The organism is Streptomyces sp. NPDC059456 (assembly GCF_042750055.1).
Lineage (GTDB): Bacteria > Actinomycetota > Actinomycetes > Streptomycetales > Streptomycetaceae > Streptomyces.
Window position 1 is genome coordinate 1,739 of sequence record NZ_JBHYVA010000145.1, and the last position, 13,084, is coordinate 14,822.

A 13,084-nucleotide genomic window follows, 5' to 3' on the forward strand; every position below is an offset into this window, starting at 1 on the left:
GCCCCACAGCACCAGTGCGACGGTGGCGGGCGCCCCCCCCCCCCCCCCCACCGCCGCCCGTCCGCGCCCGGCGGACGCCCCCCCGGGCCCCGCGGCGCCCCCCGGGGTGGGGGGGGGGCCCTTCGACGTTCTCCGTCCGGCGTTCTCCGCTCAGCGGATCTGGGTGGCGGCCCAGCGGGCCCATTCGCGGCGCATCTCGTTGAAGCGCAGTCCGTATTCCAGGGCGATCCGGCCGTGGACCGACAGGGTGTCGTCGCCCCAGTCGATGGAGGCGTCGAGCCGGCGCAGGTCCTCGTGCTCCTGCTCGGACAGGTCCGCCAGCTCCGTCAGGTAGCCCCGCGCCTGGTCCGGGGTGAGGACGCCGAGGAAGAAGACCCTCAGCAGGATGTCGCTGCGGGTGTTGCGCTGGGGCTTGGTCTCGGTCAGCCAGTGGCGCAGTTCGGCCAGGCCCTCGTCGGTGAGGGTGTACTCCTTGCGGCCGCGCGGGCCTTCCGCCGAGACGCTGATCATTCCGGCGTCGGCCAGCTTGGACAGCTCCGTGTACATCTGGCTCTGGGTGGCGGGCCAGACGTTGGCCAGTGAGGTCTCGAAGCGCTTGAGCAGGTCGTAACCGCTGGCCGGGCGCTCTGACAGGAGTCCGAGAAGGGCGTGTCGAAGGCTCATGCCCCTCACCTTACATTCCATCCTTGACATGTCAGCATTGGAACATCTACTTTCGACATGTCAGAACAGGAATGTCTTCGCCGTTCGTCACAGCCCGGGGGGCCTCGATGTCTTACGTACGCACCTTCCTTCCCTGGATCGTCTTCGCCGTGCTCCCGTCCGCCCAGTGGCAGTGGGGCGCGCTCGCGGGTCTCGTCGCGGCGGTCGCGGTGGCCGTCTCGCAGCGCAGGGCCGGGGCCGGGTTCGACGCGCTGATCATCGAGATCGGCTCGGCGGTCTTCTTCGCGGCCCTGACGGTCATCGCCTTCACCGACCCGCACTCGGGCGTCCACGCCTACTCGGCGGCCCTCTCCTCGGCCGTCCTGGCCCTCATCGCCGGTGGCTCGCTGCTCGCGGGCAGGCCGTTCACCCTGGGCATCGCCAAGCGCACCACCCCGCGCGAGGTGTGGGGCCTGCGGCCGTTCGTCCGGGCCAACGTCGTCATCACCGCCGTGTGGACCGCCGCCTTCACGGTCACCGCCGGGGCCCTCGCCGCCCTCGCCCACGCCGGCCAGGGCCACTCGACGCCCGCGACGCTCGTCCAGGTCGCCGGGTTCGCCGTCCCGATGCTCTTCACCGTCCGCTACGTCGCCGCCGTCCAGGCCAAGGCCGGGGCCGCCGGGCAGCGATAGGGTGCGGGCGTGCCGTCGTACTCGATCGGGCAGGCTGCGGGCCTGCTGGGCGTGAGCCCCGAAACCGTCCGCCGCTGGGCCGACGGGGGGCGGCTGCCCGTCCGCCGCACGCCCGACGGGTCCCGGTCCGTCGACGGGGTGACGCTGGCCGCCTTCGCCAAGGCGCGGGCCGGCGCGCCGCAGCCGCAGCCCCCTGCCGGGAACGGCACGGCGACCTCCGTGCGGAACTCCTTCGTCGGGATCGTCACGGCGGTGCGGCTCGACGACGTGGCGGCCCAGGTGGACATCCAGTCGGGCCCGCACCGGGTGGTGTCCGTGGTGACGCGGGAGTCGGTCGAGGAACTCGGGATCGCGGTCGGCGTGAGCGTCACGGCCCGGGTGAAGTCCACCGAGGTCCACGTCGACCTCCCCTGACCGCGACCCGCAGCCGGCCCGACGGTCAGACGGTCAGACGGTCAGACGGTCAGACCGACAGCGCGTCAGCCCGTCAGCCCGTCAGCCCGTCAGCCCGTCAGCCGCAGCGCAGCGCCGCGTAGAGGTCCAGCTTGTGGTCCAGCCGGGACAGGTCACGGCCCGTCAGGGACTCCACCCGCTCGATCCGGTAGTGCACCGTGTTCACGTGCAGGTGCAGCGCCTCCGCCGTGCGCGTCCAGGAGCAGTTGTTCGCCAGGAACACCTCCAGCGTCTCGCGCAGCATCCCGTCGCCGAGCGCCCCGAGCGTCCGCAGCGCGTAGACCGAGCGGACCTCCTCCGGAACCCCCGCCAACAGGGCCGCCAGGGTGTCCAGTTGTTCCACCGCACGGACCGGGGCCGTCGCGTCCGTCGCCGTCAGGGCGAACCGGGCCTGGTGCATCGACGCGCGTAGTCCCTCGGCGCCCGGAGCCCGCGCACCCGCGCCGAGCCGGAGGTCCGCGTCCGGGCCGCCGCACGCCTGGAGCAGCGGCCAGACCGAGCGGAGCCGGCCCGGGACGTCGACCGCCGCGTCCTGGTCCTCGTACAGGACCGCGACCGAGCGGCCCACCGCGCACGGGACGTCCTCCAGGTGGGCCAGCGCCTCGGCCAGGGCGTCGCCGTCCGTCGCCGCGAGCACCCGGTACGGGCCTCCCGCCGGGAGTCCGGCCGCGGCCAGCGCCTCCTCCAGCGCCGCCGGGTCCGCGGCCGGCCCGTCGGCCTCCAGCAGTGCGGCCAGTTCCCGCCCGGCGGCGCGCGCCGCGTCGCCGCGGCGCCCGCGGCCGTCGCGGTACTGGGCGAAGACCTCGGCGATCTCGTGGAGCACCCGCGGCGGCGCGGCGTCCGCGTCCGGCACGTGCAGCTGCCAGGCGTCGTACGGGGAGCTCTCGGACTCGATGCGCAGCGAGAGCCCCGCCCGCGGTGCGCCGGCGCGCTGGGCCGGGATCGCGGGTGCGGACGGGGTGCGGGCGACGGTACGGCCGCTGGCGGTCAGCAGGTAGCAGGCGATCCTGCCCAGGTGGGCGCAGGCCCGGTCGAGCAGCTCGGCGGGTCCGGCGCCGCCTTCGAGGAGGCGGCTGAGTTCGCTGCGCACGTTCTCGGGGAGCGCGAAGAGCCGGGTCGGGCGGCGGCTGAGGTCGCCCCACTGGCGCAGGTAGACCGCCTCGGTGACGGCCCGGAAGCTGGTCTGCGCGGGCACGGCCACGAGCGGTACGCGGTGGGCGCGGCAGGCGGCCACCAGTTCGTCGGGGACCCGGCCGTGGGTCTCCTCGCCGGCGAGGAGGGCGGTGGCCCCGGCCTCGGCGAGCGCGGAGACGAACCGGTCCGCTTTCGCCAGGTCGTCGTCGGCCCACCACACCAGGCCGCTGAGCACGAGCTCCCCGGGCCCCAGGAAACGGCGCGGGTCCTCCAGGTCGGTGGCGGTGACGCCACTGACCTCCTGGCCGAGAAGGGCTTCCTCGCCCCAGAGCAGGGTGAGGCCGAGATTGTCGGACTGGAGCAGGTCGAGGACGTGCATGCGGGGCTCCTTGCGGCGGGCGGCAGCCCACATTCGCGAGGTGAATACGAGAAACACCATCGTAAATGCAAGGGCAAGGCCCCGGTCGGCCTCTTGGTTGATCGTCCAGGGCGAACCGCCCGGAGGACGGCGGTTTCCGTGCCCGGCCACAGTCGTCGCGGCCCCTTCCCCGTTGCTTCACTGACTGGAAACGCTCGGTTCTCCGGTGTCCTGTGTCCCGGGGTGGCCGGTGTCCCGCGTCGGACCGGAAAGGCTGGTGGCCCACCTTGGATCTCAACACGGTGCTCGACGTGCGCGACGCGCGCCGCCGCGAACCCTGGCGTCCCGGCGACGCCTGGCTCGGCGGCGGCACCTACCTCTTCTCCGAGCCCCAGCCCCACATCCGGCGGCTGGTCGACCTGTCCCGGATGGGCTGGCCGCCGCTGTCCTGGCAGCCCGACGGCGACCTCGACATCGCCGCCACCTGCACCATCACCGAGCTGTCCCGGTTCGGCAGAACCCTGCCGAAGACCGCCGCCCCGCTCGTCGAGCAGTGCTGCCGGGCCTTCCTGGCCAGCTTCAAGATCTGGAACATGGCGACCGTCGGCGGCAACCTCTGCAACGGCCTGCCCGCCGGCCCGGTCATCTCCCTGGCCGCCGGACTCGACGGCACCGTCCTGCTCCAGGGCCAGGACGGCGCCACCCGCCGGCTGCCCGTCACCGACTTCATCCGCGGCGCCGGGATCAAGGACCTGGACGAGGGCGAACTGCTGCGCTCGGTGCGCATCCCGGCCCGCGCGCTGGAGTGCCGGACGGCCTTCCGCCAGGCCTCCCTGTACGGGCTGGGCCGTTCCGGCGCCCTGATCATCGGCACGGCCGACCCCCGGGACGGCTCCTTCGCCCTGACCGTCTCGGCCGCCACCACCCGGCCCTTCCGCTTCTGGTTCGCCCTGTGGCCGACCGCCGCCGAGCTGCGGGCAGCCATCGACGACACGGTCCGTCCCGACGAGTGGTTCGACGACATCCACGGGCTGCCCGACTGGCGGCGGCACATGGCGCTGCTCCTCGCGGAGGAGATCCGCCGCGAACTCACGCTGGAGGAGGCTCCCCGATGAGCTACGAGATCGAGATCAACGAGCAGCGCTTCGAGGACGAGCCGCGCGCCGGCCAGTGCCTGCGCACGTACCTGCGCGAGCGCGGCTGGTTCGGCGTGAAGAAGGGCTGCGACCAGGGCGACTGCGGAGCCTGCACCGTCCACGTCGACGGCCGCCCGGTGCACAGCTGCCTCTACCCCGCCGTCCGCGCCGAGGGCCGCTCCGTCACGACCGTCGAGGGCCTGGCCAAGCCCGGCGGCGAACTCCACCCGGCGCAGAAGCAGTTCCTCGAAGCCCAGGGCTTCCAGTGCGGCTTCTGCACGGCCGGGTTCCTGATGACCACCGCCGCCCTCCAGGCCGAGCAGGGCACCGCCCACGACGACGGCAAGCTGGAGGACCTGCCGCGGGCCTTCAAGGGCAACATCTGCCGCTGCACGGGCTACCGGGCCATCGAGGACGCCGTCCGCGGGGTCAGGCACATCGAGGAGCCCGAGGCCGGCCAGGCCGTCGGCCGCAGCCCCGGCGCCCCGGCCGGCCCGCAGGTCGTCACCGGCACCGCCCGCTACACCTTCGACGTCGAGGTCCCCGGGCTGCTGCACATGAAGCTGCTGCGCTCCCCGCACCCGCACGCCCGGATCGTCGGCATCGACACCCGCGAAGCCCTCCGGGTCCCCGGGGTGCACGCCGTCTTCACCCACCACGACGCCCCGGAGCACCTGTACTCCTCCGCCCGGCACGAGCACCCCACCGAAGACCCGATGGACACCCGCGTCCTGGACGACGTGGTCCGCTTCGTCGGACAGCGCGTCGCCGCCGTGGTCGCCGACAGCGAGCAGGCCGCCGAGGAGGGCTGCCGCCGCGTGGTCGTCACGTACGAGGAGCTCCCGTACGTGATCAACCCGGAGGAGGCGATGCTGCCGGGCGCCCCGGTCATCCATCCCAAGGGCCCCGAATCCGGGATCTTCCGCGCCGAGAACAACGTGTGCGGCGAGGTCCACGGAACGATCGGGAACATGGAGGAGGGGTACGCGCAGGCGGACGTCGTCCTCGAGGAGACCTTCCAGACCCAGCGCGTGCAGCACGCCAGCCTGGAGACCCACGGCTGCGTCGCCTACTTCGAGCCCAAGGAGGAGGGCGACGGCGAGCGGATCACCGTCCGCTCCTCCACCCAGGCCCCGTTCCTGACCCGGCGGGCGCTGTGCGCGCTCTTCGACCTGAACGAGGACGAGGTCCGCGTCGTCGCGGGCCGCGTGGGCGGCGGGTTCGGCGGCAAGCAGGAGATGCTCGCCGAGGACATCGTGGTCCTCGCCGCCCTGAAGCTGCGGCGCCCGGTGAAACTCGAATTCACCCGGGCCGAGCAGTTCCACGGGGCCACCACCCGCCATCCCTTCAAGATCACCATCAAGATCGGGGCCAAGGCCGACGGCACCCTCACCGCGCTGCGCATCCGGATCGTCGCCAACACCGGCGCGTACGGCAACCACGGCCCGGCGGTCATGTTCCACAGCGCCGGCGAGTCCTTCGCCGTCTACAAGGCACCGAACAAGGAAGTCGAGGCGTACTCGGTCTACACCAACGGCGTACCGGCGGGCGCCTTCCGCGGCTACGGCCTCGGGCAGGTCCTCTTCGCCCTCGAATCGGTGATGGACGAACTCGCGATCCGGCTCGGCATGGACCCGCTCGAACTGCGCGAGAAGAACGTCATCGGCGCCGGCGACCACATGGTGACCCCGATCGGCCACGAGGAGGACCTGTTCATCGCCTCGTACGGGATGAAGCAGTGCATGGACATCGTGCGCAAGGCCGAGGCCGAGGACCGCAGCCACGAGGACGTCCCCGAGGGCTGGCTCACCGGCACGGGCTCGGCCGTCGCCATGATCGCGACGGGCCCGCCGGGCGGCCACTTCGCCGACGCCCGGGTCAGCCTGCTGCGCGACGGCACGTACGACATCGCGGTCGGCACGGCCGAGTTCGGCAACGGCACGACGACCGTCCACAAGCAGATCACCGCCGGCGCGCTGAACACCACGGTCGACCGGATCGCGGTCCGCCAGTCGGACACGGACGTGGTCCGCCACGACACCGGCGCGTTCGGCTCGGCCGGCACGGTGGTGGCGGGCAAGGCGGTGCTGCTGGCGGCCGGCTCCCTCGCCGAGCGCCTGCAGACCTTCGCGGCCCGGCACACGGGGGTGGCCCGGCACCTGTGCAAGCTGGAGGCCGAGTCCTTCGACTGCGCGGGCCGGACCGTCACCCTGAAGGAGCTGTACGAGGCCGCGTACGACAAGAACCGGCTCGACGAGATCGCGGCGGACGGCCACTGGGGCGGCTCCCCCCGCTCGGTGGCCTTCAACGCGCAGTGGTTCCGGCTGGCGGTCGATCCGGACACCGGCGAGATGAAGATCCTGCGCAGCGTGCACGCGGCCGACGCGGGCAAGGTCATGAACCCGATGCAGTGCCGCGGCCAGGTCGAGGGCGGCGTGGCCCAGGCACTGGGCGCGACGCTGTTCGAGACGGTACGGGTGGACGAGCGCGGGGAGGTGACCACGGCGGCGTTCCGCCGCTACCGGCTCCCGCAGTACGCGGACGTCCCGCGGACGGAGGTCCACTTCATGGAGACCGCGGACGCGATCGGCCCGCTGGGCGCCAAGTCCATGAGCGAGAGCCCCTTCAACCCGGTGGCCCCGGCGTTCGCGAACGCCCTGCGGAACGCGACGGGGGTGCGGTTCACGGAGCTGCCGGTGACCCGCGACGTCGTGTGGCAGAAGGTGAGCCGGCATCTGGCGGAGCAGGCGGCCGCGCAAGATCTGCGAGGGCGGAACGCACGATGAGTCCACACTTGCAGCTCATTGCAAGCTCTCAACCTTGCAGATGAGGTTCCGGAATGACCGGCCCCGGGCATCATGTGCGCATGGCCAAACTCATGCTGCACGGAGATCTGGACCACCCGGCGACCCTGAGCGTCGCGGACCTGCGGGACTGGGTACAGCACCGGGCCGAGGTCACGTTCGACTGCGCGACGAACGGCCCGCAGCACCACGTCTTCGAGGGGGCGCTGCTGCGCGACGTGGTCGCGGACGCGGGACCGTCGTTCGACGCCCGCCGGCGCAAGGACCGCAGCCGGTTCCTGCTGGCGGTCAGCGGCGGGGACGGGCACCACTCGGTCCTGTCCTGGGCCGAACTCGACGTGGACTTCGGCGACGCCGCGGTACTGCTGGCCACCCGCCTCGACGGTGAGGACCTCGACGAGGCGGGCGCACAGCTGGTGGTCCCGTCGGACCGGTGCGGGGCGCGCTACGTCAGCGCGGTCACGCACGTGTGGTTCGGCGCACTGTCACCGCCGAACCTGGGGCTGTGAGGCTCCGGCCCGGATCCGTGCGGATCCGGGCGGTCGCCCGGACGGCCGCTCAGGCGGTCGCGAGCGAGATCTCGGTGGACTTGATCAGCGCGACCACGGAGGAGCCGGCGGACAGGCCGAGCGCCTCGACGGCGTCCTTGGTGATGGCCGCGGTCAGCCCGCCGCCGGTCACGTCGACCTTGACGGAGGCCATGGCGCCGCCGGTGGCGACGTCGGAGACGGTGCCGGACAGCTGGTTGCGGATGCTGATGCCGTCGACGGCAGCGGTGGCCAGCGCCACCTCGGTGGCCTTCACGAGGGCCGTGACCGCGGAGCCCTCGGCGATGCCGAGGTCCTTGACGGCGTCCGTGGTGATGGCGGCGATGATGTCCTGGCCGCCCTCCAGCCGGACCTTGACCGTGGCCATGGCCTCGCCGGTGGTGACGGCGGTGACGGTGCCGGCGATCTGATTGCGGATGCTCAGGCTCATGGGGTGCTCGACCTCTTGGTAGTGACCTCGTACGGCCCGGGAGGGCCGCACAAGATCGACCGTAAGCACCCCCGGCCCGGCCTGCATTCGACCCATCGCATCCGCCAGCCGGAACCACCCGGGCGGCTCGCCCCTGCGGCTGTCGTGGGCCGCGCGGGTCACGCGGGTCACGCGTGCTGGGGTACCTCCGGCTTCAGCATGCCGCGCAGGGCGTCGCGGAACTCCTGGGTGTCCTCTTCTCCGTGTACGGCGACGGCGTGCTGGACGGCCGCCCCCATGACTTCGTCTTCCTCACCCGAGATCATCAGGGTGCACCCGATCTCGCTGGGGTACTCCCTGCAGTCCATGACCTTGCGCATGACGCACCTCCCAGTGGCGATGCCTACGGCTCACACCCCCCACGATCCTCCGAATGCACCCGGGGCGAAAGCCGGGCCGCCGGTCAGGCGCCGCCCGGCTGGAGGACGCCGTTGACAGTGAGGCGGTAGGGCGCGGCCGTCTTGATCGTTTCGGTGGGTTCGTAGTGGTCGACGACGGCGAAGACCGTCTTCGCCCGGGTTCCGAGAAGGCGGCGCAGGCTGCGCTCGTCCAGGGCTGCGTGGTGGTCGGCATCCAGGGGGACGTCGGCGGTCCAGGCGTGCTTGTGGTCGTCGGTGTAGGCGACGAGGCGCAGGCTGATGCCGGGGATCTTGTGGATCTGGTAGTCGCTGATCGTCTGCCAGCCGGTGAGGGCCGTGCCGTCGGAGACGAGGGTGGAGCCGGACTTGATGTTGTCGATCCACAGGCCGGCCTCACTGAAGAAGGCGTCCGTCCGGTAGCGGAAGGCGACGAGCACGGTCTGGCCGGCGAGGTCGGAGAGGTCGATGCTCTGGTGGGTCCAGCCGCCGGAGTCGCCGTTGAAACCGGGCAGCAGGGCAGTGATCCCTGGTTCGGCATCGCCGTTCAGGGTGGTGGTCATGGCGGCGCTGCGGCGTGAGGTGAAGGTGGTTCCGCCGTCGGTGGAAACCTGGACCGCGCCGAGGTCGTAGCCGGGTTCGATCTCCCAGCGGGCGTCGAACGAGAGGGTGGGATCGGCAGGGTCGACGGTGATCGTGCGCACGATGCTGCGGTCGAGGTCGTCCTGCCGGGGGCCGGAGTAGAGGGCGGGGTCGCCGGGGGCGTGGCCGCCCGGGTCGACGGTCCACTCCACCGGGCTCGCCGGGTAGTCGGCGGGCGAGTCGAAGGTCAGCGAGCGGAGCGCGGCCGTGGTCAGGGGGCCGCCGGAGGCATCGCGCAGGCGTACGAAGTCGGCGCCGTTGGAGGGGGCTCCGGAGCGGTCGTACGCGAAGGGGGTGTCGAGGTTGACGGTGGAGTGCAGGGGCTTCGCCCGGACGCGGCGGGGGTCGGCGCCGGTGAGCGCGGCGCCGTCGTCGAGGATGCCGTCGAGGGCCGCCGTGGTGGACCAGTCGCGCAGGAGGGCGAAGGGGTCCTCGTGGGCGCCGTGCCGGGCGAGGGTCTTGGCGAGGCGGTCGAAGCCGGAGCCCCCGCCTTCGAAGAGCAGGTCCCTGATGAAGCCGTGTCCGTACCGTTCGGCGAGGGTGTGGATCATGACTTCGGAGGCGCCGTAGTCGCACAGCCCGCTCTGGCCTGGGTCGCCCCAGATGGTGAGGGAGTTCTCGGGGCCTCCGTTGCGGTCGCCGTAGGCATCGGTGTAGCCGGTCGGGAACATGGCCCGCTGGCGGCCCTGAAAGCAGCCGATCTTGAGGTTCTTGAGGGCGTCCTGCCTCCGGTCGTCGTAGCCGACCAGCCATCTGGCCCATTCGGCCGTGCCCTCGGTGGTCCAGGCGGCGCCCTGGGCGTCCTTCGCCCCGCTGTACCAGAGCACGTGGTTGTACTCGTGGGCGAGGAGGCCCTCGATGTAGTTCGGTAGCGGGAAGCCCTCCCAGATGCGGCAGGGGGTGCCGCCCAGGCCGGCCGGCTTGGCGCCGAGCATGGTCTGCCAGCCCGCGGCCTCGATGGTGAGGAGGTTGCGGTCGACCGCCTCGACGTCGTCGCTGAAGAACTCCCCGCCGGCCGCGATGTTGTCGACGAGGACGACGACGCGGTCGCCCTTGCCGCGCCAGGCGTCCGCCGGGATGCTCGGGTCGAGCAGTTCCGGCTTGGCGTTGCTCCCGTCGCGGGGCTTCGGGACGCCGAACACCTTGGCCTCGCGGGGGCGGATCACGTGCTCGAACTGTTCTCCCAGGTAGCGCAGTTGCTGGTCGGTGACCACGAGGTCGTCGGCGTTGGAGGTGGCGCAGTCGTCGGTGTCCACCCGCAGATCACCGGTGGGCACCCAGAACTCGGCGTGCGGGGTGAGGGAGCGCAGCTTGAACTCCCGCAGCACGGCCTGGCCGGAGAAGTCGATGGTCGGCCAGGTGCGGAGCGTCCCGACCTCGGCTTCACCGCCCCCGTACCGGCCGGCCTTCGCCTGCTCGGCCAGCCGGGGTGAGCGGTGTCGCGTGTGGTGCGCCGCATGGTGGCCGGCCCCTTCCCGCACGCGCAGCTCCGGCTTCGGCTGGGCCTGGGCGGGGGCGGTCGGCAGCGCCCAGGCCGCCATGAGTACGGTCACGGCCAAGGACAGGTACCACCAGGGGACGAGCCGGCGCATCGGTCTTCTTCCCGGAGAAGCGGATGATGCGACAAATTACTGAAATGGGACGCTTCACCCGGGCATGTCGTACGAGGCGTGTCGCCACGGTCGTCCTCGCCGCGCTGCTGACGCTGTCCGTGGGGTGCAACGAAATCATGGAACTCCCCTACACACCGGAGCGGATGGATCCCGGTCCGGCGCGGTCGAAGACGGGGGAGGTCTCCGAACGCCTGCGGAAGTTGGCCGGGGTCGAGGGCAGGGTCACGGAGCCCGACATGAGCCTCGTCGTCTGCGACGAGTACGGCGAAAACCTGTTCGACATACAGCACCACTGGTCGCTGAACGTCCAGACCACCGACAAGGTCGACACCGGCATGCAGAACCTGCGGAAGGCGCTCGGCGAGAACGGCTGGAAGATCACCGAGGACGGCCCCAAGATCGTCGCCTCGAACGAGACCGATCACTTCTCGATGACGGTCACCGTCCACGATCCGGCGTTGGGGCACGACCCGATGCTCGACTTCACCGTCGGCTCACGCTGCTACCGCGCGTCCTCCCGCGCCGCCCTCAACGAGGGCTGACGTCACGCGCGTACGAGACGAAGCCGGCCCAGGCCTGCGGGGCCAGCGCCAGCTGGGGCCCTCCGACGACCTTGGAATCCCGCACCCGCACGGCCGTCGGGCCGGCCGCCACCTCGATGCAGGAATCACCTTCGGATCCGCCGCTGTAACTGCTCTTGACCCACGCCACCTCGACGCAGTCGTTGATGTCACTGCTGCTGCTGTAACTGCTCTTGAACCAGTCCAGCTCGGGCTTGTGGATCATGTCTCTCCCAGCAGTTGCTCGATGAAGGCGCGCGACTCCCATGGCGTCAGAGCCTGGGCCCGGAGCATGCCATACCGCAGGTCAAGGGTCCGGAGCCGCTTCGGGTCGGACACCGGGCGCCCGCTGAACGCCCCCTCGGAGCGTCCCACCGCCGTACCGTCAGCGAACTTAAGCAGCTCGATCCGACCTTCCATTCCCGCGTGAGCCTCACGGTCCATCGGCATCACCTGGAGAGTCACGTTCCGCAACTCGGTCAGTTCCAATAGGCGTTCGAGCTGTCCACGCATGACCATTGTGCCCCCGATCGGGCGCCGAAGGCTTGCCTCTTCCTGGACGAATCCGAGCGTCGGCGCAGGCACCCGCCCGAAGATCGACAGGCGGGCCATGCGTCCGGCGACGCCCCGCTCGACCTCGTCGCGCGAATAGGCGGGCTGCCTCATCTCGAACAACGCACGCGCATAGCCCTCGGTCTGCAGAAGACCATGCAGGCCTTGGATGGTGAAGGCGCCGACCTCCACGGCCAGGGCCTCCATCTTGGCCAGTTCACGAACCTTCTTCGGGTACCGGACGTGCGACAGGTCCTCCCGCATGGCCCGGATCAGGCCGCCGGCCTTCAGCGCGTCGTCCACCTTGTCCAAGTACTCCGGCTTGGCGATCCGCTTGCCGCCCTCGACCTTGTAGATCAGAGCCTCGCCGTACTGGATCGCCGCCGCCAGGTCGGCGACCCGCAGTCCCATCGCCTCGCGCCGCGCCCGCATCTGACGGCCGAGTGCCGCGACCACCGCCGCGCCCTGTTCGTCCTCGGGGTCCACGGCCCAGCTGTGTTCTTCCGTACCGTCACCGTCACTGTCCACGCCCATGCGCGCCCACCTCCTCAACGCGCCCTACCCGTCCGTCGCGTTGGGGCAGTCCCGACAGCCTTGGACAAAGCCGTGGACATGCGTGCGGGCCGCTCCCGCGGGCGGGTCGCACCCGGGTGCGACCCGGCGCGGCACGACCTTTGTCTTTGAAAGAACCAAGAGAAAGAACCCAGCCCTGCCCCTCCAGCCTCCCCGGAACGGCACTCACTCACACGGGTGAATTGCCCTAACTCGGATGGGTTTCAACGCAGTTGCCTGGCATATGCTCGCCCCGACAACTCCAGACACAGGACGGCCCCCGCCGGGACTCGCAATCCCGACGAGGGCCTGACCACGAGAAGGATCGAACTTCCCGATGGCTTTCCAGCACTCTAACGCGCCCTCGCGCGCCACGTACGGCGTTCAACACGCCAACGTGCGGCAGACCCGCAATTTCACGGTCGTCAGCAACGACCTGATCCGGCACCCGCACCTGTCGATGGCTGCGCGGGCCCTCGGCACGTACATCCAGTCGGGGGGGCGCGGCCCCCCGGCCCCCCGACACGCACCGCCACGCCCGCGGCCCCCCCCCCGCCCCGCGCGCCGCGACAG

The 13,084-nt window shown here is 71.4% G+C and carries 13 protein-coding genes; 6 read left to right on the forward strand and 7 right to left on the reverse strand.

Going from position 1 to position 13,084, the window contains the following annotated elements:
* Window positions 1-150: 150 nt before the first annotated feature.
* Window positions 151-663: a PadR family transcriptional regulator gene (locus ACFXA3_RS15445; RefSeq protein WP_385187014.1), complete on the reverse strand. Its 513-nt coding sequence runs from the start codon at window positions 661-663 to the stop codon at window positions 151-153.
* Window positions 664-770: 107 nt separating this feature from the next.
* Between ACFXA3_RS15445 and ACFXA3_RS15450 the strand changes: the two genes are divergently transcribed.
* A complete protein-coding gene (locus ACFXA3_RS15450; RefSeq protein ID WP_385187016.1) occupies window positions 771-1,334 on the forward strand; it encodes a hypothetical protein in 564 nt (187 codons plus the stop codon).
* Between the two features lie 9 nt (window positions 1,335-1,343).
* The gene (locus ACFXA3_RS15455) at window positions 1,344-1,748 is read left to right on the forward strand and encodes a molybdopterin-binding protein (protein WP_385187018.1); all 405 of its coding nucleotides are present in this window, start codon (window positions 1,344-1,346) and stop codon (window positions 1,746-1,748) included.
* A gap of 97 nt (window positions 1,749-1,845) precedes the next feature.
* Here the strand turns inward: ACFXA3_RS15455 and ACFXA3_RS15460 are convergent, their stop codons facing one another.
* Window positions 1,846-3,300 carry a PucR family transcriptional regulator gene (locus tag ACFXA3_RS15460; protein ID WP_385187020.1) on the reverse strand — a complete coding sequence of 485 codons (1,455 nt, stop codon included), beginning with the start codon at window positions 3,298-3,300 and terminating at the stop codon, window positions 1,846-1,848.
* Window positions 3,301-3,566: 266 nt separating this feature from the next.
* Here ACFXA3_RS15460 and ACFXA3_RS15465 point away from each other — a divergent pair, with 266 nt between their 5' ends.
* From ACFXA3_RS15465 to ACFXA3_RS15475, 3 genes are all read left to right on the forward strand, one after another.
* Window positions 3,567-4,394: an FAD binding domain-containing protein gene (locus ACFXA3_RS15465; protein ID WP_385187022.1), complete on the forward strand. Its 828-nt coding sequence runs from the start codon at window positions 3,567-3,569 to the stop codon at window positions 4,392-4,394.
* Entirely contained in the window at window positions 4,391-7,201 is a 2,811-nt protein-coding gene (locus tag ACFXA3_RS15470) for a molybdopterin-dependent oxidoreductase (RefSeq protein ID WP_385187024.1), read from the forward strand. The genes ACFXA3_RS15465 and ACFXA3_RS15470 overlap by 4 nt, the downstream gene beginning before the upstream one ends.
* Before the next feature lie 80 nt (window positions 7,202-7,281).
* Window positions 7,282-7,728, forward strand: a complete 447-nt coding sequence (locus ACFXA3_RS15475; protein WP_385187026.1) for a molybdopterin-dependent oxidoreductase — start codon at window positions 7,282-7,284, stop codon at window positions 7,726-7,728.
* Window positions 7,729-7,777: 49 nt separating this feature from the next.
* Here ACFXA3_RS15475 and ACFXA3_RS15480 read toward each other — a convergent pair whose 3' ends face one another.
* The 3 genes from ACFXA3_RS15480 to ACFXA3_RS15490 form a co-directional block, all read right to left on the reverse strand.
* Complete coding sequence (locus ACFXA3_RS15480) at window positions 7,778-8,197, reverse strand: molybdopterin-binding protein (protein WP_385187028.1); 420 nt, start codon at window positions 8,195-8,197, stop codon at window positions 7,778-7,780.
* Between the two features lie 167 nt (window positions 8,198-8,364).
* Entirely contained in the window at window positions 8,365-8,556 is a 192-nt protein-coding gene (locus ACFXA3_RS15485) for a DUF1059 domain-containing protein (protein WP_385187030.1), read from the reverse strand.
* Between the two features lie 83 nt (window positions 8,557-8,639).
* Complete coding sequence (locus ACFXA3_RS15490) at window positions 8,640-10,826, reverse strand: choice-of-anchor J domain-containing protein (protein WP_385187032.1); 2,187 nt, start codon at window positions 10,824-10,826, stop codon at window positions 8,640-8,642.
* 44 nt (window positions 10,827-10,870) lie between these two features.
* Here ACFXA3_RS15490 and ACFXA3_RS15495 point away from each other — a divergent pair, with 44 nt between their 5' ends.
* The gene (locus ACFXA3_RS15495) at window positions 10,871-11,389 is read left to right on the forward strand and encodes a hypothetical protein (RefSeq protein ID WP_385187034.1); all 519 of its coding nucleotides are present in this window, start codon (window positions 10,871-10,873) and stop codon (window positions 11,387-11,389) included.
* Here ACFXA3_RS15495 and ACFXA3_RS15500 read toward each other — a convergent pair.
* Entirely contained in the window at window positions 11,376-11,633 is a 258-nt protein-coding gene (locus tag ACFXA3_RS15500; protein WP_385187036.1) for a DUF397 domain-containing protein, read from the reverse strand. The two genes, ACFXA3_RS15495 and ACFXA3_RS15500, sit on opposite strands and share 14 nt — an antisense overlap.
* Window positions 11,630-12,493 carry a Scr1 family TA system antitoxin-like transcriptional regulator gene (locus tag ACFXA3_RS15505; RefSeq protein ID WP_385187038.1) on the reverse strand — a complete coding sequence of 288 codons (864 nt, stop codon included), beginning with the start codon at window positions 12,491-12,493 and terminating at the stop codon, window positions 11,630-11,632. Before ACFXA3_RS15505 ends, ACFXA3_RS15500 begins: the two co-directional genes overlap by 4 nt.
* Window positions 12,494-13,084 lie beyond the last annotated feature (591 nt).